The sequence below is a fragment of the Streptococcus sp. oral taxon 431 genome (assembly GCF_023115445.1).
GTDB lineage: Bacteria > Bacillota > Bacilli > Lactobacillales > Streptococcaceae > Streptococcus.
Genome location: NZ_JALDUI010000001.1, coordinates 1 through 19,371, shown reverse-complemented (window position 1 = coordinate 19,371; position 19,371 = coordinate 1). Strand labels below are relative to the sequence as shown.

General features: G+C 38.2%; 20 protein-coding genes and 2 pseudogenes. 2 read left to right on the top strand and 20 right to left on the bottom strand.

The annotated features are described in order from the left end of the window. The first annotated feature begins 55 nt into the window (after positions 1-55). Positions 56-382 carry a hypothetical protein gene (locus M1R56_RS00110; RefSeq protein ID WP_248034081.1) on the top strand — a complete coding sequence of 109 codons (327 nt, stop codon included), beginning with the start codon at positions 56-58 and terminating at the stop codon, positions 380-382. Between the two features lie 10 nt (positions 383-392). Continuing rightward, entirely contained in the window at positions 393-1,721 is a 1,329-nt protein-coding gene (locus tag M1R56_RS00105; RefSeq protein ID WP_248034080.1) for a PLP-dependent aminotransferase family protein, read from the top strand. A 119-nt stretch (positions 1,722-1,840) separates the two neighbouring features. Here the strand turns inward: M1R56_RS00105 and M1R56_RS00100 are convergent, their stop codons facing one another. From M1R56_RS00100 to M1R56_RS00005, 20 genes and pseudogenes are all read right to left on the bottom strand, one after another. After that, complete coding sequence (locus tag M1R56_RS00100; RefSeq protein WP_248034078.1) at positions 1,841-2,656, bottom strand: ABC transporter substrate-binding protein; 816 nt, start codon at positions 2,654-2,656, stop codon at positions 1,841-1,843. Positions 2,657-2,774: 118 nt separating this feature from the next. Further along, positions 2,775-3,104 (bottom strand): annotated as a pseudogene (locus M1R56_RS00095) (NUDIX domain-containing protein); the annotation flags it as partial. Between the two features lie 39 nt (positions 3,105-3,143). After that, complete coding sequence (locus tag M1R56_RS00090) at positions 3,144-5,135, bottom strand: ATP-binding protein (RefSeq protein ID WP_248034076.1); 1,992 nt, start codon at positions 5,133-5,135, stop codon at positions 3,144-3,146. Beyond that, positions 5,132-6,184 (bottom strand): DNA cytosine methyltransferase, encoded by a 1,053-nt coding sequence (locus M1R56_RS00085; RefSeq protein WP_248034075.1) that lies wholly within the window; start codon positions 6,182-6,184, stop codon positions 5,132-5,134. The genes M1R56_RS00090 and M1R56_RS00085 overlap by 4 nt, the downstream gene beginning before the upstream one ends. A gap of 121 nt (positions 6,185-6,305) precedes the next feature. Then, positions 6,306-6,449: pseudogene (locus M1R56_RS00080) on the bottom strand (DNA mismatch repair protein MutT); the annotation flags it as partial. A gap of 91 nt (positions 6,450-6,540) precedes the next feature. Continuing rightward, the gene (phoU, locus tag M1R56_RS00075; RefSeq protein WP_045763359.1) at positions 6,541-7,194 is read right to left on the bottom strand and encodes a phosphate signaling complex protein PhoU; all 654 of its coding nucleotides are present in this window, start codon (positions 7,192-7,194) and stop codon (positions 6,541-6,543) included. An 11-nt stretch (positions 7,195-7,205) separates the two neighbouring features. Continuing rightward, positions 7,206-7,964: a phosphate ABC transporter ATP-binding protein PstB gene (gene pstB / locus M1R56_RS00070; RefSeq protein WP_248034073.1), complete on the bottom strand. Its 759-nt coding sequence runs from the start codon at positions 7,962-7,964 to the stop codon at positions 7,206-7,208. Between the two features lie 12 nt (positions 7,965-7,976). Next, positions 7,977-8,780, bottom strand: a complete 804-nt coding sequence (pstB, locus tag M1R56_RS00065) for a phosphate ABC transporter ATP-binding protein PstB (RefSeq protein WP_045763361.1) — start codon at positions 8,778-8,780, stop codon at positions 7,977-7,979. A gap of 10 nt (positions 8,781-8,790) precedes the next feature. Further along, positions 8,791-9,675, bottom strand: a complete 885-nt coding sequence (gene pstA / locus M1R56_RS00060) for a phosphate ABC transporter permease PstA (protein WP_000543058.1) — start codon at positions 9,673-9,675, stop codon at positions 8,791-8,793. Next, positions 9,665-10,582 (bottom strand): phosphate ABC transporter permease subunit PstC, encoded by a 918-nt coding sequence (gene pstC / locus M1R56_RS00055; protein ID WP_248034071.1) that lies wholly within the window; start codon positions 10,580-10,582, stop codon positions 9,665-9,667. Before pstC ends, pstA begins: the two co-directional genes overlap by 11 nt. Then, entirely contained in the window at positions 10,582-11,460 is an 879-nt protein-coding gene (locus tag M1R56_RS00050) for a phosphate ABC transporter substrate-binding protein PstS (protein ID WP_045763364.1), read from the bottom strand. Before M1R56_RS00050 ends, pstC begins: the two co-directional genes overlap by 1 nt. 109 nt (positions 11,461-11,569) lie before the next feature. After that, complete coding sequence (locus M1R56_RS00045; protein ID WP_248034069.1) at positions 11,570-12,883, bottom strand: RsmF rRNA methyltransferase first C-terminal domain-containing protein; 1,314 nt, start codon at positions 12,881-12,883, stop codon at positions 11,570-11,572. Between the two features lie 6 nt (positions 12,884-12,889). Further along, positions 12,890-13,657 carry an inositol monophosphatase family protein gene (locus tag M1R56_RS00040; RefSeq protein ID WP_248034068.1) on the bottom strand — a complete coding sequence of 256 codons (768 nt, stop codon included), beginning with the start codon at positions 13,655-13,657 and terminating at the stop codon, positions 12,890-12,892. Next, positions 13,647-13,925: a UPF0223 family protein gene (locus M1R56_RS00035; RefSeq protein ID WP_075231718.1), complete on the bottom strand. Its 279-nt coding sequence runs from the start codon at positions 13,923-13,925 to the stop codon at positions 13,647-13,649. The genes M1R56_RS00040 and M1R56_RS00035 overlap by 11 nt, the downstream gene beginning before the upstream one ends. After that, complete coding sequence (locus M1R56_RS00030; protein ID WP_045763368.1) at positions 13,926-14,327, bottom strand: Spx/MgsR family RNA polymerase-binding regulatory protein; 402 nt, start codon at positions 14,325-14,327, stop codon at positions 13,926-13,928. It abuts the gene before it with no gap. 209 nt (positions 14,328-14,536) lie between these two features. Next, positions 14,537-15,160 (bottom strand): TIGR01906 family membrane protein, encoded by a 624-nt coding sequence (locus M1R56_RS00025; RefSeq protein WP_248034066.1) that lies wholly within the window; start codon positions 15,158-15,160, stop codon positions 14,537-14,539. After that, on the bottom strand, positions 15,150-15,923 hold the full coding sequence (locus tag M1R56_RS00020; protein ID WP_248034064.1) for a TIGR01457 family HAD-type hydrolase: 774 nt from the start codon (positions 15,921-15,923) through the stop codon (positions 15,150-15,152). Before M1R56_RS00020 ends, M1R56_RS00025 begins: the two co-directional genes overlap by 11 nt. Before the next feature lie 10 nt (positions 15,924-15,933). Continuing rightward, positions 15,934-16,671, bottom strand: a complete 738-nt coding sequence (locus M1R56_RS00015; protein ID WP_248034062.1) for an acyl-[acyl-carrier-protein] thioesterase — start codon at positions 16,669-16,671, stop codon at positions 15,934-15,936. 4 nt (positions 16,672-16,675) lie between these two features. After that, a complete protein-coding gene (gene hemW / locus M1R56_RS00010) occupies positions 16,676-17,806 on the bottom strand; it encodes a radical SAM family heme chaperone HemW (protein WP_248034059.1) in 1,131 nt (376 codons plus the stop codon). Positions 17,807-17,981: 175 nt separating this feature from the next. Continuing rightward, on the bottom strand, positions 17,982-19,371 hold a 1,390-nt coding region (locus M1R56_RS00005; RefSeq protein WP_248034057.1), incomplete at its 5' end, for an LPXTG cell wall anchor domain-containing protein.

Genomic DNA, 19,371 nt, shown 5'->3' with positions numbered 1-19,371 from the left:
TAAGTATATCACATTTCTGATTAGAATTGAATGCTAGACTGCCTTTTAATACTCAATGAAAATCAAAGAGCAAACTAGGAAACTAGCCGCAGGTTGCTCAAAACACTGTTTTGAGGTTGTGGATAGAACTGACGAAGTCAGCTCAAAGCACTGCTTTGAGGTTGTAGATGGAACTGACGTAGTCAGCTCAAAACACTGTTTTGAGGTTGTGGATAGAACTGACGTAGTCAGCTCAAAACACTGTTTTGAGGTTGTGGATAGAACTGACGAAGTCAGTAACCATACCTACGGCAAGGCGACGTTGACGCGGTTTGAAGAGATTTTCGAAGAGTATAACATTGCCAAACTTCTAAAAAAAAGGTACAATGTAACAAAATCATGAGAGGTCTAGGATGAAGCAAGAAAGCAAGTATGAACAAGTCGTTCACTATCTAAAAAACGAGATAGAATCAGGTAGATTTCACACTGGAAGTCGCCTACCATCTATCCGAAAACTCAGTCAAGATTTTCACTGTAGCAAAGACACCATACAGCGCGCACTCTTAGAACTCCGATACGAGAAATATATCTACTCAAAACCTCAAAGTGGTTATTATGTATTGGAGCAACAAACCAGTCATGAAGACTTAATTATCTCAGTTAACGATGAACACGCAGCAGCCTATGATGATTTTCGTCTGTGCGTTAATGAGAGCTTGATTGGGCGAGAAAATTATCTCTACAACTACTATGAACACCAAGAAGGCTTAGAAGAATTACGTCAGTCCGTTCAGAAACTACTCTTTGAGCAAGCTATCTACAGTAAACCAGACCAATTGGTTCTTACATCTGGAACCCAACAGGCTCTCTTTATCCTTTCTCAGATAGACTTTCCGAGTCAGGCGCAGGAAATTCTTGTTGAGCAACCTACCTATCATCGAATGAACCAACTTCTGCTGGCTCAGGGGCTTCCTTATCAAACCATTGAACGACGGATTGATGGGATTGACCTAAATGAACTAGAAGAACACTTTAAAACTGGAAAGATTAAGTTTTTCTATACCATTCCACGCTTTCACTATCCTCTAGGACATTCCTATACGGACCAAGAAAAACGAGCTATTCTAGATTTGGCTGTCAAGTATCAGATTTACATCGTAGAAGATGACTATCTGGGAGACCTAGATCCCAAAATGGGTCAAACCTTTCATTACCTTGATCAAAATGATTTAGTCATCTATATCAAATCCTTCTCTACCAGCCTTTTTCCTGCTCTTCGGATTACTGCCCTCATTCTTCCAAATGCCATCAAAGAAGCCTTTGTATCCTATAAAAATATCCTTGACTATGATAACAATCTCATTATGCAAAAGGCCTTATCTCTCTACATTGATAGTCAATTATTCGAAAAAAATAGACTAGCTAGACTAATACTCCAAGAAAAGAATCAAGCTAAGATTCAAAAACTTTTAAAAAGCAATCCTATCAATCTCCCAAGTTATCCACTCCACGATGGAATCTTACTTGATTTGAGACAGTTTCCTAAAATTGCTAGTCTCAAACACAGTTCTCTAGGTCTTGACTTTTTCGAATCATCCTACATAGGGACTTGTCCTTATCATTTTGCAAAAGTTCCCCTAGAAAATATTGAAACAACATTAAGCTATTTAAAAACAGAGAGTGGGACAGAAATCGGTACTTCGTTAGAATTCGATTTCGTCGTCCCACCTCCGCACAGTTGAGTAAGGCTGTAAAAGCTGATGAAATCAGCGTAGTAGAGCCCACTCAACCACTGCGTCTTGCTCGATAATCCAAAGACAATTGAGAGGCTAGGACTTTTGTCCCAGCCTCTGTTATTTTTTTATTGTTCTACTTCTGTTAGCTTAGCAGCTTTTTCAAGATAAGTTTGGTAAGTTCCATCATCTTTCAATTTTTGGATAACCTTATCAACCACTTCCTTCAAATCTGAGTTACCTTTTTTGATAGCTACAGCATTTGCTTCGCCCTCTTTCATAGTCAAATTTACTGTAGCTACTGCCAAATCTGAGTTCTTAGCAGCATAGCTTAAAGCGACTGGTTCATCCATGTGAACTGCATCAACTTTACCAGATTGAAGCTCATTAACTGCTTCTCCCATGTTGGTCAATGAAGTCAACTGGGCTTTTGGAAGTTGCTCTTTAACCATTGATTCTGGAACAGTTCCTTTCTGAGCTGCAATATTAGCACTTGCTAGAGAGTCCAAATCCTTGTATTTTTCAAGATCTGATTTTCTGATCAGGAAGCTAATTTTATTTTCATAGTAAGGAATTGAGAAATCAAAGACTTCTTGTCTTTCTTCAGTTGCACTGATTCCCGCAATTGCTAGGTCTGCTTTTCCTGTTTGAAGACTGGTCAAGACATTATCAAAACTCATGCTTGAAACTTCCAATTTCACTCCAAGTTCATCAGCGATTGCTTGCGCCATGTCAATATCCGCACCTACGACTTGGTTTTTACCATCCACAAGTGCTTGAAACTCAAAGGGAGCATAGTCGGGACTAGTTGCGACCACTAATTTTCCTTTTTGCTTGATGGCCTCCACTGCAGACTGCGAGCTTGAGCTAGACGATTGGCAAGCTACCAATAAGAAGCTTGCAAGAAAACTACATAAGACAAATATCCATTTTTTAAAATTCATAAATAAACAACCTCTCTGTTAATTTTGTATAATTATAACTTATTTAGAAGTACTTGTCAACATTTTCTTGCGTTTTCCATAAAATAAATTTATAAAAAATACAAATTCAATGATTGGTTTATCTATCTATTGGGAACATATTTTCAAAAAAATCATTTATCATATCTCGATGTTGCTGGTTTACAATTGTGATATTTTGTATGTCCCTATGTTCAAAAAATCCTAATTCTAAAGTTTCGTCACTCGTAAAAACATTTGTAGAGATAGAAGTTTCAGATGCAACTAAATACAAAATTGTAAGAACTTGAGCCTCATCACCATTTGGATAACTATCTGAATATTTTGTATAAACATTTAAAAGTTTTTTCACTGTCACTTTCAGTCCAGTTTCTTCGTAAAACTCTCGAACTAACGCTTCTACAGCCGATTTACCTAATCCAATGGAACCCCACAGTAAGGGGAATAAGGCTTATTAAATAAAAAAATTTTACTCTCTTACTCTATCACTATAAACTCTTTCAGCTTGTCTAATAATCTCTTGATATGTTTTTAATTCGATATTGTTATTTTTCAATTCAATTAAATCTAAATCTTCTAGTTTTTCCTTAGATTTCTCACCACAAATAAAATAAGCTTTTATATCATTAGTATTTGAGATTCTTAAAGAACTATTTGATCGGTTTATTTCATCACTAATAAATCGTCTGTATTTATAGATCTGACTGGTTATTTCGGAAATTTCAGGTGTAGAGTACGCAGTAACTTTCTCTCTTTTTAGCTCACAGATAATTGGATAAGGCTCATCTGCAACTTTTGTAATAATATCGGTTCTTCCACTAACCTTACGTTCTTGAATAATTGCTTTATATGTGTTTTGTGTTTCAATCACAATTTCATTACTTGGTTTATCCCAATATTGATTAATCAACCATGGATTTTTAGCTAGATGTTCCTCAAAAACACTCTCAACATCCTCAGTGTCAATAATTAGTTTTAGTTTATTGATAATACTAATACGATCTTCAATATTAGATTTCATACGTAAAGCAGCATTTAGTTCCGTTTTCTCAAATAAGCTATAGAATTTCTTTAAGATCTCTCCAAAAGTCTCCGTATCTGTATCTATAGTAATTTCATTTATAACTTTATTATTTACAAGTGCAAAGATTGCTTGTCCATAAACTCTATATTCAGCATCTGAATATTTTTCATCATTATCAAAAACTCTTTGTGCAAGCTTTGCAACCTGTTTTTGCTGTTTATCGTTATAAAATTTGAATGCGGTCCCCAATCCACTATCAGTACTTAACATTTTATCAAGAAAATCAAGTTTTTCTATATCTCTGTTAGCACGCAAATCATTCCAATTTGAATTTAACTTATTACTTATTTTAGATAGTTTTTCAATTAATAATTTAACATTTGGTATTTCTTTATTTAAACCCTCTCTACTACTAAGCACAGGGTCTTCTTCTTCATTTTGAAGAAAATCTGCATTGACTTCGCCTAAAAAGTATGAGTTTGTTATCCTATTTTTTAATTTATCCCGTAAAATATCCTCATCAGCTAATTTTCCATGAATATAGACTATTACGCCTGAAATACTTATATTTTCATCAGCAAGTAATTGACTGGGAATTTCGACAGTACCGAGCCATCCACTAATTGAATGATTAGTAAAGAATTCATCATCTTCTTTGTAAAAATTCTTTTCTGGAACATTAGGGAAGCGTTGTTTGATTTCTTCTAACTCTGTACCGAAATAATAAACAAACTCTAAATTATCATCATAAAAATGCTGGCTCAAATCTACAATTTCTGAATTAATTTTAAGACTAAAATCATGATTATTAATTACATTTATAGAGAATCTTCTAGAAATTAAATTCTTCAATCCCTCAATACTTGATGAGATAATTTTTCTTCTCATCTTAGGTATATAAACAATTGTTCCAGTAGTATTTTCCTCTAAATCTGGAAAAAACTCTTTCAATTCTTGCAAAGAATCAATGTATTCCACAGCAATTGGAACAGTCGGTCTGTCTTCAAGTAATAATTCATATCTAAAAATCATTTTTTTCCATTGAGTATCTATGTCACTCTTTGTATAAAGTACATAACTATCACCTAAACTAAATGCTGAAAATTTTCCGATACCTTTTCTACCCATATAAGGTCTAAGGGGAATTCCATCAGGACGTCTAACTGAATCAGTATTTTTTTCTGTACCAGAAATAGCATATCTACCAGACAACTCTTCATCTGTCATACCAATACCATCATCAACAATTAGCAAAGAAGTTTTTTTATCCCCATCATTTTCAGTATCATTGTAATAAATATTACACTCTGTACAATAAGCATCCCAAGAATTTGCAATCAATTCTGTGATTGCTGGTGGATTTGATGTATATAAATTTCTGCCAAAATGCTTTACAGCACCAAAGGCAATTTGCAAGTCTATTTTCTCAATACTCATTTAATTTTCTCCAAATGCTTCAATATACTATTTCCAATAACTTCACCTAACTTCGGAGGGACAGCATTCCCAATTTGTAATGCTACCTGTGAAATAGGATATTTTCCCCCAAGTTCAGGTTTTGTAAATAAGTAATCTCTCGGAAATGTTTGTAACATTGCACCTTCACGTAAACTTAAAGCTCTATCTTGATCAGGATGTCCAAATCGCCCATTTCCTATTCCTGGGAATTGTGTTGTAATTGTATTAGCAGGTTTATCCCACTCTAAACGACCATATACCGATCCAAAAGAAGCTCCGCTTTTTTTCTTATAAGCTTCCAGTAATAGCTCCTCGTCCCAATCCTTCCAAGTTCCACCAGGTTTTGACTGCTTTATTCTCTTCATATTCAATTCAGATAGGTTTCTGCTTCTGTGAAGGGGGTCATTTAAATCAGTATCTCCTGCCTGCAATTTTGGTAAATTTCCAATTGTATCTCGAAGTGTTGGGTAATTATCTTTATTAAATTGTGCGGGGATTAATTTGATTTCTCCTAATTTTGAAGCTAAAAGTAATAATCTCTTTCTTTTTTGAGGAACACCGTAATCTGGCGCAAATACCACTTTGTAATCAATTAAGTAATTATTATCATTCAAAATCTGGATAAATTTTTTAAATACCTTTTCATTGACCATTTGTGGAACATTTTCCATCGAAACAATATCGGGTTGAACATACTCTATTTGTTTCCCAAAATAGTCTAAAAGATCCATCTTCTGAAGTGTATTCTCACTATTCTTGTACTTATGACTATAAGTTGAAAAGGGTTGGCATGGGGCACAACCCATTAAAATTTTTATATCAGTATCATTCGGATAAAGAGCAGTAATTTCCTTGCTATCAATTTCTTTAACATCTTTTAAGATGAATCTCGCTTTATTATTAAATTCATATGCAAATTGACTACGAGGATCTATATCATAACCTGCAATTACATTTATACCTGCTTGCTGAACACCACAGGTCAACCCTCCAACACCGCAAAATAAATCTACAGCATTAATTTTCATGGTAATATCCTCCATTTTAAATTATAACATTCTTTTTGAACTTTTTACAGTAAGTATAATTTGTAAAACACTCAACCACTTAATTTATCAGAGTTTTAAACACCTGTTATTATTATGCAAAAGCACCACCTGGTAATCCCAAAGTTCCTTTATCTGCTCGTTTTTGTAATAATATTTTTCCTGATTGACTTAATATTCCACATGTGAAATTTAAAATAATTTTATCTTTTCCAACTTTTTTTCTTATATTCTGTATGTAGTTCATTATTCACCTCTGACAAAGTAAATTATCTATACAATGAAAGCTTACTCTAGTAAAAAGTAAGCTTTCACAATAATTTTAGCATTTGAATACTTTATAATTCTACAATCTTACCTGTTTCAAAGTAAACAACCCATTCACAGATATTCTTTGCATAGTCACCGATGCGTTCCAAGTAAGAAATAACTTGGAAATAATCACGTCCTGTGACGATAGCTTCTGGATGTTTTTTGATTTCCTCTGTAGCTAGGTCTCGAATGTTATCAAAGTAATGGTTGATATTTTCATCCATGGTTGCAACTTCATAGGCTTGATCCACAGAACCATTCAAATAAAGTTCTAAAGCGGCTTCAACAAAGTTTTTTACTTCACGACCCATTTTTTTAATTTCTTCTTCAACTGCAGGGATACGCTGCTCACCCTTCATACGAATCGTTGCTTTTGCGATAGATACAGCATGGTCCCCCATACGTTCTAAGTCTGACACAGCTTTTAGAACTGTTAAAACTGTACGTAAGTCTTGTGAAACTGGCTGTTGTAGGGCAATCATTTCAAATGATTTCTTTTCAAGTTTCACTTCGTATTCGTTTACTTCTGCATCTTCCTCAATGACTTCTTTAGCCATGTCACGGTCATGCGTTACAAAAGCACGTACGGTACGATTGATTTGGGAAAGAACTTCTTGTCCCATAGCATAAAACTGATTATGCAATTTCTCTAAATCTTCTTCAAATTGAGATCGTAACATCTTCTCACTCCTTATCCAAATTTACCTGAAATGTAGTCCTCTGTCTCCTTATGTTGAGGATAGAGGAACATATCCTTGGTATCGTTAAATTCAATCAAATCTCCATTGAGGAAAAAGCCTGTCTTATCGGAGATTCGAGATGCTTGCTGCATAGAACGCGTAACCAAGAGCATGGTGTATTTGTCTTTTAGACCATACAAGGTTTCCTCAATCTTACCAGCAGAAATAGGGTCCAAGGCTGAGGTAGGCTCATCCAAGAGGATAATCTTTGGACTAGTCGCCAATACACGGGCTACACAGACACGTTGCTGCTGTCCACCTGAAAGTCCAATAGCTGAATCATGCAAGCGATCCTTAACCTCATCCCAGATTGAAGCACGCTGTAAAGCTTTCTCCACAGCTTCATCCAAAACGTTCTTATCTTTTTCCCCATTAATGCGGAGACCATAAACAACATTTTCGTAGATAGACATAGGGAAGGGATTTGGTTGTTGGAAAACCATCCCGATTTCCTTACGTAATTCAACCGTGTCGGTACGCGGACTATAGATATTGTGCCCATTATAAACCACTGATCCAGTTGTCGTCACTTCAGGATTAAGGTCACCCATTCGGTTAATAGCCTTTAGAAGTGTTGATTTCCCAGATCCAGACGGACCGATAAGGGCCGTAATTTCCTTGGGGTGGAAGGATAAGGAAACACTATTCAAGGCCTTCTTTTTATTGTAATAGACTGACAGGTCTGAAACCTGTAAAATCGGTTCTGTCATACTGTTTCCTCTCTAACCAAAGTGTCCAGTTACATAGTCATTTGTTGACTGTAGCTTGGCATTTTGGAAAATATTTGCAGTTTTATCATACTCAATCAAGTCACCCAGGTAGAAGAATCCTGTATAATCACTAGCACGCGCAGCTTGTTGCATACTGTGAGTTACGATGATAATGGTAAAGTCCTTCTTCAACTCAAGCATGGTTTCTTCAAGTTGAGCTGTCGCAATCGGATCCAAGGCTGATGCTGGCTCATCCATTAAGAGAATGTCTGGTTTTACAGAAATAGCACGCGCGATACAGAGACGTTGCTGCTGACCACCTGAAAGCGTTAAGGCTGACTTATGAAGATCGTCTTTGACCTGATCCCAGAGGGCAGCCTGACGAAGTGATGTTTCTACAATTTCATCTAGGACTTTCTTGTCCTTGACTCCTGCACGTTCATGTGCAAAAGTAATATTACGATAGATTGATTTAGCAAATGGATTTGGACGTTGAAATACCATTCCGATATGTTTACGCATTTCATAAACATTAATTTCTGGACGGTTAACGTCAATACCTCGATAGAGAATCTGTCCTGTAACCTTTGCAATATCAATGGTATCATTCATACGATTGAGACTGCGTAGGTAGGTTGATTTCCCTGATCCCGACGGACCAATCAGGGCCGTGATTTTATTTTTTTCGAATTGCATATCGACGCCCTTTATGGATTCGTTTTTACCGTAGTAAACATGTAAATCCTTAGTAGAGAGGGCCACTTTTTCTTCTGGAAAGGTAATGATATGCTTTTCATCCCAATTATATTTTGACATGGCTTCTCCTTTAGGCAGCGGTTAATTTCTTGTGTAGGTAGCTTCCGAGTTTGCGAGCTCCAAAGTTAAAGATCAAGATAAAGATTAGGAGCACCGCAGCAGAACCTGCTGAAACAAGTGTTCCATCAGGAATAGTTCCTTCACTGTTGACTTTCCAGATATGAACAGCCAAGGTTTCTGCTTGACGGAAGATTGAGATTGGACTGGTTACGCTTAGGACATTCCAGTTTGACCAGTCAAGAGCTGGTGCTGATTGTCCTGCCGTATAGATAAGAGCCGCAGCTTCACCAAAGATACGACCTGATGCAAGCACGATACCTGTTACAATACCTGGTAGTGCTTCGGGGATAACGACATGAAGAACTGTTTCCCAACGAGAGAGTCCAAGTGCTAAACCAGCTTCACGTTGTGTATGGTGAACGTGTTTCAAACTGTCTTCAACATTACGCGTCATCTGGGGAAGGTTAAAGACAGTCAAAGCCAAGGCACCTGAAATAATTGAAAATCCATATTCAAACTGAACTACAAAGATAAGGTAACCAAAGAGACCGACTACGACTGATGGCAGTGAAGACAAAATCTCAATACAGGTACGAACGAAGTTGGTAACACGACCTTTTTTGGCATATTCAGCCAAGTATATTCCAGCTCCCATTGACAAAGGCACAGAGATGAACAAGGTGATGACCAAAAGGAAGAAGGAATTATAAAGCTGGATTCCAATCCCTCCACCTGCTTGATAAGAAGATGATTTTCCAGTCAAGAAGGACCAAGAAACATGAGGTAAGCCTCGAACCAAGATATAAAGAATCAAGGAAGCTAGAATGGTCACAATGATTCCCGCGATGGTATAGAGGACAGCTGTTGCAAGTTTATCTAATTTCTTAGCGTGCATAGTTTTTCTTTCCTCTTTCTTTCGTAATCAGTTTAATCACACTGTTAAAGGCCAAACTCATCAAGAGCAATACTAGGGCCAGTGACCAAAGAACATTATTATCAACAGTTCCCATAACGGTATTACCAATTCCCATGGTCAATACAGATGTTAAAGTCGCTGCTGGTGTCGTCAATGAAGTTGGAACAACTGCTGAGTTTCCGACAACCATCTGAATCGCAAGGGCTTCACCGAAAGCACGCGCCATACCAAAGACTACAGCCGTAAAAATACCTGAACGAGCAGCCTTCAAAGTAACACGCCAGATTGTTTGCCAACGAGTTGCTCCCATAGCTAAACTAGCTTCACGATAGTGACGAGGAACTGCACGTAAGCTATCAGTTGTCATAAAGGTTACAGTCGGCAAGATCATAACAAAGAGAACGAAAATCCCCGATAAAATACCAAAACCTGTTCCACCAAAGACACTACGTACAAAAGGTACGACGACCTGCAAACCGATAAATCCGTAAACTACCGAAGGAATCCCAACTAGAAGTTCGATAGCTGGTTGCAAAATCTTAGCTCCTTTTGGCGATACTTCTGTCATAAAGACTGCCGCACCAATTGCAAATGGTGTTGCGATAAGAGCTGATAGGATGGTAACGATAAAGGAACCTAAAATCATTGGAAGAGCACCAAATTGCTTACCTGAAGGGTTCCAAGTTGCACCAAAGAGAAAATCAAAGATATTCACACCATTGACAAAGAAGGTTGACAAACCTTTTTGGGCTACAAAGATTAAAATCATAGCCACAATGATAACAATCAAAGAGAGGCAGGCAAAAGTCAGACTTCTCCCTAATTTCTCAAGACGAGAGTTCTTTGACGGAGAGAGCAATTTTTTAGATAATTCTTCTTGATTCATTATTGACTCCCTTCTAGCGCTGTTACAGTTCCTGCAGCATCTTTTTCAACCTTCATTTCCTTAACAGAAATATAGCCCATTCCTTTAACGATTCCGTTCTGAGCTTCGTCTGAAAGGATAAAGTTTAAGAATTCGGCAACCAATTCATTTGGCTCACCAAGTGTATACATATGTTCATAAGACCACAAAGGCCAATTATTCGTGGTCACATTCTCTGAAATTGGTTCATAACCATTGAGTTTGATTGTCCCAACCGAATCATCGACATATGCAAAGGCTAGGTAGGAAATAGCTCCAGGGGTTTGAGAAACGATTGATTTGACCATCCCGTTTGAATCCTGTTCCTGACTTTGCATTGCTGATTGACCATTCATGATCACACTATCAAAGGTTGCACGAGAACCTGAACTAGCCGCACGGTTGATTATAGAGATGGCTAAATCTTTCCCGCCGACTTCTTTCCAGTTGGTAATTTCTCCAGTGAAGATTTGTCGGAGTTGATCTGTCGTTAGATTATCAACATCTACTTCTTTATTGATAATAACAGCCAAACCTGCAACAGCTACCTTATGATCGACCAAGGCTGAAGCATCAATACCGTCTTTTTCCTCAGCAAATACATCCGAGTTTCCGACATCTACTGCTCCTGACTGAACCTGCGATAGTCCTGTACCAGAACCTCCACCTTGAACATTGACCGTTTTACCGATATGAGCTGATGCAAATTCATCTGCTGCCGCCTCGACTAAAGGTTGGAGGGCAGTTGAGCCAACAGCCGTCATTGACTCCCCACGATCAATCCAACTTGCACATCCTGCTAGTGAACCAGCAAGTAAAAAAGTTGCAAGAAAGAGGGTGAGTTTTTTAAATTTTTTCACTATTTGTCTCCTTGAAAATAATGATGAATAGCTTGGAATTTCGCCCTATTTTCTAATGTTTTATGCAAAAAATCCATACTTCCACTATAACATAGAATACTGATTTTGACTAGTTTTTTACCTTAAACCTCAAACCCTTAGGGAAATAGTTCTTCAAGGTATTTCCGGTCATTTTTGCAAAACCTAGACCATTCCCACCAACCAAAACTTGGTACCAGCCATTTGGCAAAGTTTCAGCCAGCTGAACTGTTTCACCAGCTACGTATCTAAAGAAGTCTTCTTGATGTATTTCAATGACTTGATTGACTAAACTTGGTTTCAAAGCTAGGCCAAGTGCAAAACTTGGTTCAAAACGTTTTTTCTTAAAGGTTCCAAGATGAAGTCCGTTTCGTGCAATCCTAAGTTTACCCAAATCTGGTAGAACTTCAGGCAAGAGATACAGTTGGTCACCAAAAGTCTGTAAAATACCTGGCAAATTAATCTTTAGGTGTTTTTTTTCAAAATCTTGCCATAAAGAAAGCTGCTCTCGAGAGAGATTAGACTTAGATGGCTTGAATTTAGAGGCCTTATTTTCCCCTCGAAATTGCAAATGGGCAACAAACTGGCCCTCTCCCTTAAAGTGATGTGGGTACATTCTAGCTGTCTCAGAAAAATCAATCCCAGGAGCCATACCATTGATAGGTTCGATTGGAATCAATTCAAAATCATAACTATCCAGTAACCATTTGATAATTTCTTCGTTTTCTTCTGGGGCCCAGGTACAGGTTGAATAGACCAAACGTCCACCATTAGCCAACATGGTGACTGCATCCTCTAGAATTTCACGCTGCAAGTCAGCACATTGGCTTGGATATTCTACACTCCAATAATCCATAGCATCTGGCTGTTTTCGGAACATTCCTTCTCCAGAACATGGAGCATCTAGAACAATTAGGTCAAAATATCCCTTAAACACTTTAGCCAAACGATCGGCAGATTCATTGGTCACAACTACATTTGACGCTCCAAACCGTTCCATATTTTCAACCAAAATCTTTGCTCGCTTGCTAGAAATTTCATTGGAAACAAGAAGACCTTCGCCTGCAAGATAGGCTGCCAGTTGAGTGGATTTCCCACCGGGAGCCGCTGCCAAGTCCAAGACCTTCATACCTGGTTTTGGTTGAGCTACTTGTGCAACCATTTGTGCAGCAGGTTCTTGGGAATAGACCAAACCTGTTACATGCTCAGGAGATTTTCCAGAAACCTTTCCATAGTAGCCCCAGGGTGTATTTGGAATAGCATCTGAAAAAGAAACTTGTCTTTCTTTTAAGGGATTGATGCGAAAGGCGGAAACTGCCTCATCATCAAAAGAGGCAAGAAAAGCTCTTGCCTCATCTCCCAATATTGCTTCATATTTTTTTACAAATCCTTCTGGAAATTGCATGTAAGTTTATTTCCTTTCATAGATATAGGATTGGATTTCTGCCAACTTGTCAGTTGGAACCATCATAATTGGTTGTCGTGTCTGAAAATCCACCGGTTCTCCAGTTAAGGTTACAATCTGATACCCTAAACTTTCTCCTATGATACTAGCTGCAGCATAGTCCCAAGGTTGGAGATAGGTGATATAGGTCAATAGCTGACCAGATAATATTTTTGAAAAACTAATAGCCGCACTTCCATATATTCGCACACCAAGTGAAGCATTAGCCAATTCTGCTACACCCCAAGCGTTTGTTTCCAACATACCAGCATTACTCGCAATTAGAAAATCTCGCAAGGGCTTATCCTTAAAGTTCGGCAAGAGTTCTTCATTGAGACAGGCCTGAAAAGCACCTCCTCCATGATAACAATGACCTTTCATGACATCATAAATGATCCCAAACTGACCCACACCGTTTTCAAAATACGCTACCATAATGGCGAAATCTTCACCTTGGGCGACAAAGTTGTTAGTACCATCAATGGGATCAATGACCCAAACAGATCCATATCCAACTGAAGCACGCAGACAACCCTCTTCTGCACAAAATTGGTCATCAGGATAATTCGAACGAATCCTATCAACCAAAAAATTCTGGACTTCCTTATCCAAACGAGTCACCAAGTCTGTCGGCGAGGTTTTTCTCTCAACATGAAGATCATCCTTCATATGTTTTCGAATATAGCTCGCTGCTTCCTTGACAATCTCTTTGGCAAACGCAAATTTATTTTCCAAGCGAAATCTTCCCTTCCTCTTGCTCTTTGGCTAATTGGACAACTCGATAGAAGGAATAACCACTCGCAGTTTCAAATTCACGGCCCAAGCGTTTTTCTTCACTCTTACTTGGAACAACTGCTTTGAATCCCTTATAGGAATCTAGTAGTTTTTTTGCCTCTACCTTAGTCTCATAGGCTGCTTCAACATCATTAAAAAAAGAAAGCACTGAAGCAAGTTCTTCAGTGCTCCACGACAAATCTAGTGGGTAACTATACTGTTTATTCATCTAATTAATACCAGCTCTCAATGTAGCTTCTTTCAGTTCTTGTTTACGGTAACTACGAGGGAGAAAAGCACGAATCTCATCTTCATTAAAACCGATTTGCATCCGCTTTGCGTCAATAATAATCGGACGACGCAAAAGACTCGGATACTGCTCAATTAAATGAAGCAACTCCGATACTGAGATACTCTCTACATCAATATTCAATTTTTGAAAAATCTTTGAACGAGTCGAGATGATGTCATCAGTACCATTTTCGGTCAAGGAAAGAATGTGTTGCAGTTCTTTTCTCGTTAAAGGGCTGGTCATAATATTATGCTCTTGGAATGGCACTTTATGATTCTCGAGCCAGGCCTTTGCTTTACGACATGATGTACAACTCGGTGATAAAAATAGTGTAATCATGCTTTCCTCTTCTTTACATACTTTTCTATTTCTATTATACAAAAAAATAAAGCGCTTGACTAGTTATTTCCGTAAAAAAACCTACTTTTTCAAGAAAAATAGGTTTTTTAGAATCACATATGAATGTTTTGCTTAAATATAGAAATATTTATGTTATAAACGATAGTTTTTCCTACATTTTATTTGGAATCAGTAATACTTTTCTTCACTTATCTATTTGTTTTTCGACTCTGTAGGTACATAAATCCAAAAATCAATTCATACAAGCAGAAAAATAGGAGAAAGGCATGGAGGAAAAAGTTCTCTGGTAGGATGAGAATGACAGGATCTTTTGCTGGATCAAACAGCCAGGTATCATCACCTACAAAAAGAATCTGATGAAATAAGGTAAAGAATTGTTCAAAACCAATGAAGACACCAACTAAACCAAGAACCAAAGGTAGAGAAAGTATGATTAAGAGTGCTCTACGATAAAGTGGCAGAAAACCTTTCTGAATAACTTGCTTCCAAAAAAGATAGAAAATCGGTAGAGTTACTACTGCTACTCCTTGAGCAAGATGGAAAAGTCCCTTCACAACTGCAAAATGATGGATTCCAGATGCAGATGAAGGAAAATCCGGCATTTCCAATACTTGACTCAATGGATTGGTCAAATAATCCATCAAAGCATTAAAATTATGCTGGATGGTCTGAGGTTGCAGATGAACACGATTTGTCAAGTTTAACCAAGAAATCTCCAGAGGGTAAACCAACCAAGCCAGGTAAATGGTCAATAAAATCGCAAGCGAGAGGAGAAAGAGAATACTTCCTACAAAAGTAAACTTAGTTTTCATCGAAATTCCACTCCGCTAGACTTGAAAGGACATGAGTTGGTTCAATTGGCAAATCCTCTACTTCTTCAGGTTTTGTAAATCCTGTCGTTACCAAAAGACTAGGAATGCCATTGTCAATACCAGCTCGAATATCAGTAAGATAATTATCTCCCACCATGACAATTTCTTGGCGTTTAAGTCCTAGGTGTTCAACAGCCTTGTCCATAATAATCGCATTAGGTTTTCCAATATAAACTGGTTTTACACGAGTTGCTGCTTCAAGAAGAGTAATCAGTGAACCGGCACCAGGCAAAAGTCCACGTTCCGTCGGGATGTTCAAATCAGGGTTGGTACCGATAAAGTGAGCACCTTTATGGATAGCTAGGGTTGCCTTAGCAAATTTTTCATAGTCTACTTGCCAGTCCAAACCAACAACCACATAGGCTGGATTCTCTTTATCTTCGACATACCCTGCTGCTTGAATGGCCTCCTTTAGGCCTGCTTCTCCGATGACATAGACTGTCTTTTCAAGTCCTAGGTCATTCATGTAATCAATAGTCGCTAAAGTTGCAGTATAGATCGTCGATACAGGCGTGTCAATGTTAAACTGATTGGCTAACATCTCTTGAACACTTTCAGGTGTACGAGTGGTGTTGTTTGTTACAAAAAGATAAGGAATCTCTCTTTTTTGTAACTCGTGAACAAAAGCCTCTCCCGCAGGGATTCTATCTTTCCCCTTATAGATCGTTCCGTCTAAATCAATTAAATATCCTTTATAAGTCATATCTTTCTTTCTAATCTTCGTTAATTTCTTGCCAAGTTATCTTTGCCTGGGCATTGATATCGCCATCACTTGTGACTTGATGATTACTCTCTAATCCATTTAATTCATAACTAGAAGTAATCATTCCACCTGGTCGAACTTCCTTAACATATTTGAGGTTAATTTTTTTAGGGATATGGTTAATCAGGAAATCGGCTCCCATGACCTCAAAAATCCAATCTAGGTATTTGCTGTTATTGACGTGACCATTCATATCTAAGTCATAGAAACGAACGTGATAATCCTTGCTTATCGCTTCTTCCAGCTCTCTATATTTTGGCCCACGGACCAGTTTCTTAGAAAACTCAGATTGATAAGGGGCGACAATTTCTGCTACTACAGGATGAACCTTTCGACTCTCACGATCCATAAGGACAAAGGTAGCTGCCATATGAACGATCTCTTGACCAGCTCCATCGTAAATGGTAAAGCGTCGGTAGCAAAATAGACGATTATAGGTCAAAGCTTCTGTTTCAATGGTGATTTCCTCAGAAAAACGAGGCAAACGAACCACATCGATATCATAATCTGTGATAATCCAGACCAGATTATACTGTTCTAAAACATCCTTGTCACTCACTCCCAGTTCAATTGACTGCATACCAGATACCTGGAGGGACAACAAGATAAGGTCTGGTAGCTTGATATGACCATTCATGTCAGCCATATCAAAAGGAATTTTCATCTTCATTTGATAAGTTAAGCCCATAATTTTACTCCAATATAAATCGTTCCGCTACTGTATCTCCTAAAAAGAGACCTCTCTTGGTCATACGAACACGGTCACCATCAAGCTGCATGAGACCTTGTTGAATCAAGTCTTTGACGATTTCTCCATACAGTTCCTGGAAAGACCGTTCGAATTTTTCTTCAAAGCGTGCCATCGAAACTCCTGACTTCTTGCGAAGGCCGAGAAACATCTCTTCTTCCATTTGCTCCCTTTGACTCAGGTGTTCTTCATTGATACGAGCACTTCCCTCTTCTACCGCCTTTAAATAATGGCGGATAGGACCATGATTTTTATAGCGAACACTATCTACATAGCCAGACGCACCTGCACCTATTCCATAATACTCGGCATTATCCCAGTACATGAGATTATGTCGACTTTCAAAGCCTGGCTTAGAAAAATTAGAAATTTCATAGTGCTCAAATCCAGCTCGTTCTAGTTCTGCAATGATATACTCAAACATCTCTGCTTCTAATTCTTCCTTAGGAAGAGGTAATTTCCCTCGTCTCATACGATTCATAAAGACCGTATGATTTTCTAAAATTAAGCTATAGAGACTCATATGAGGAATATCAAGGGCAATTGCCTTAGCGACATTGTCCTTTACCTGATCCATGGTCTGCCCAGGAAGTGCGTAAATTAAGTCAATGGAAATATTGTCAAAACCAGCCAGTTTGAGACGATCAATATTTTCATAAATATCCTTTTCCGTATGACTACGCCCTATCTTTTTCAGCATTTTATCATCAAAGGTCTGAACACCTAGTGAAACACGATTAACTGCAGAATTTTGCAGAATAGCAATCTTATCAGCATCCAGGTCACCAGGATTAGCCTCAATAGTCAATTCTTCTAAGACTGACAAATCTAAGTTTTTAGTCAATCCTTCTAACAAAACTTCCAATTGAGAAGCGGACAAGGCTGTCGGTGTCCCACCACCAATATAGAGTGTACGCAATTTGTGAATATCATAAGAATGAAATTCTTGCAGTAGATGCTCTAGATAACTGTCTACTGGCTGATTTTTAATAAAGACCTTGGAAAAGTCACAATAATAACAAATCTGTGTGCAAAATGGTATGTGCACGTAGGCTGATGTCGGTTTCTTCTGCATAGTATTTATTATACCACAAAAGCGAACAATACTTAGAATTCCGTTTAACAAAATCCTAGCATTGTTCGCTTTCTTTATCTAAACATTCTTTTTATTTTACGACTAACATGATTCCCAGAACCAATCTAGTTTGTCTTTATAACACAAAAGAATGAATGTTTATTTGACTAAATTTTTAGTCTTCTTTTTTCTTTCCAAGAGCAAGTCCGAGACCGCCTAGTATACCAAGAAGTCCTAGAGATGCAAGAGTCGCATTTGATTCTGTTCCTGTATTTGGCAATACATTTTGAGAATCATTTGATTTAGCTCCATTATCATTAGTAGTCTTAGTATCTACCTGATCCGCATTCGGAGTAACTGCATTTGGAGTTGTTGGTGTAGGTGTATCTTGACCAGAGCCTCCATTCGTATCAGGTTTGACTGGCGTATCAGGTGTCACTGGTGCAACTGGAATTGTATCTGTTGGGGTATTTGGTGTTACCTTAGCTGGAGTTTCTACTGGAACTTCCACTGCTGGTTTACCTGGTTCAGTAATCTTACCTGTACCTGGAACATCTCCTTCTGGTAGGTCACTGTTTGGTACTTTACCTTTACCGTCTTCACCGATTGTAACAGTGATTGGGTTACCATCTTTACCTGGGATTTCTACCTTAGTTCCTGGTGGGAATGTTGAGCCATCTGGTTTCTTCGGTGTTACTGTAACGTCACCTGTCTTAGGATCTTGTTCAACATCTACTGTTGGTGTCTTTTGACCTGGTGTTGTTACATCCACTGGTTGTGATGGTTTCTTGTTCGGTTCGGTTACTGTTCCTGTACCTGGGACATCTTTCTTAGGAAGCTTGTCATTTGGTACTTCACCTGAACCATTGTCGCCGATTGTGACTTCGATTGGTGTGTTGTTTTCACCTGGAATCACTACCTTGCTACCTGATGGGTATGTTGAACCATCTGGTTTCTTAGGCGTTACAATCGCATCACCATTTGGTTTGCGTGTGATTTCAATCTTACCTGGTTTTTCAGTTCTTGGTGCATTTGGTGTTACCTTAGCTGGAGTTTCTACTGGAACTTCAACTGTTGGTTGACCTGGCTCAGTAATCTTACCTGTACCTGGGACATCTGTCTTAGGAAGTTTGTCATTTGGTACTTTACCTTTACCATCTTCACCGATTTCAACAGTGATTGGACCATCTTCACCTGGGATTTCTACCTTAGTTCCTGGTGGGAATGTTGATCCATCTGGTTTCTTCGGTGTTACTGTAACGTCACCTGTCTTAGGATCTTGTTCAACATCTACTGTTGGTGTCTTACGAGCTGGTGTTGTTACATCTACTGGTTGTGATGGTTTCTTATTAGGTTCTGTTACTTTACCTGTACCTGGGACATCTTTCTTAGGAAGCTTGTCATTTGGTACTTCACCTGAACCATTGTCGCCGATTGTGACTTCGATTGGTGTGTTGTTTTCACCTGGAATCACTACCTTGCTACCTGATGGGTATGTTGAACCATCTGGTTTCTTAGGCGTTACAATCGCATCACCATTTGGTTTGCGTGTGATTTCAATCTTA

What these genes read in the sequence shown, in the direction of transcription:
- M1R56_RS00110 (WP_248034081.1), top strand. Translation starts at nt 56, where the DNA reads ATGAAAATCAAAGAGCAAACTAGGAAACTAGCCGCAGGTTGCTCAAAA.
- M1R56_RS00105 (WP_248034080.1), top strand. Translation starts at nt 393, where the DNA reads ATGAAGCAAGAAAGCAAGTATGAACAAGTCGTTCACTATCTAAAAAAC.
- M1R56_RS00100 (WP_248034078.1), bottom strand. Translation starts at nt 2,656, where the DNA reads ATGAATTTTAAAAAATGGATATTTGTCTTATGTAGTTTTCTTGCAAGC.
- M1R56_RS00090 (WP_248034076.1), bottom strand. Translation starts at nt 5,135, where the DNA reads ATGAGTATTGAGAAAATAGACTTGCAAATTGCCTTTGGTGCTGTAAAG.
- M1R56_RS00085 (WP_248034075.1), bottom strand. Translation starts at nt 6,184, where the DNA reads ATGAAAATTAATGCTGTAGATTTATTTTGCGGTGTTGGAGGGTTGACC.
- phoU (WP_045763359.1), bottom strand. Translation starts at nt 7,194, where the DNA reads ATGTTACGATCTCAATTTGAAGAAGATTTAGAGAAATTGCATAATCAG.
- pstB (WP_248034073.1), bottom strand. Translation starts at nt 7,964, where the DNA reads ATGACAGAACCGATTTTACAGGTTTCAGACCTGTCAGTCTATTACAAT.
- pstB (WP_045763361.1), bottom strand. Translation starts at nt 8,780, where the DNA reads ATGTCAAAATATAATTGGGATGAAAAGCATATCATTACCTTTCCAGAA.
- pstA (WP_000543058.1), bottom strand. Translation starts at nt 9,675, where the DNA reads ATGCACGCTAAGAAATTAGATAAACTTGCAACAGCTGTCCTCTATACC.
- pstC (WP_248034071.1), bottom strand. Translation starts at nt 10,582, where the DNA reads ATGAATCAAGAAGAATTATCTAAAAAATTGCTCTCTCCGTCAAAGAAC.
- M1R56_RS00045 (WP_248034069.1), bottom strand. Translation starts at nt 12,883, where the DNA reads ATGCAATTTCCAGAAGGATTTGTAAAAAAATATGAAGCAATATTGGGA.
- M1R56_RS00035 (WP_075231718.1), bottom strand. Translation starts at nt 13,925, where the DNA reads ATGAATAAACAGTATAGTTACCCACTAGATTTGTCGTGGAGCACTGAA.
- M1R56_RS00030 (WP_045763368.1), bottom strand. Translation starts at nt 14,327, where the DNA reads ATGATTACACTATTTTTATCACCGAGTTGTACATCATGTCGTAAAGCA.
- M1R56_RS00025 (WP_248034066.1), bottom strand. Translation starts at nt 15,160, where the DNA reads ATGAAAACTAAGTTTACTTTTGTAGGAAGTATTCTCTTTCTCCTCTCG.
- M1R56_RS00020 (WP_248034064.1), bottom strand. Translation starts at nt 15,923, where the DNA reads ATGACTTATAAAGGATATTTAATTGATTTAGACGGAACGATCTATAAG.
- M1R56_RS00015 (WP_248034062.1), bottom strand. Translation starts at nt 16,671, where the DNA reads ATGGGCTTAACTTATCAAATGAAGATGAAAATTCCTTTTGATATGGCT.
- hemW (WP_248034059.1), bottom strand. Translation starts at nt 17,806, where the DNA reads ATGCAGAAGAAACCGACATCAGCCTACGTGCACATACCATTTTGCACA.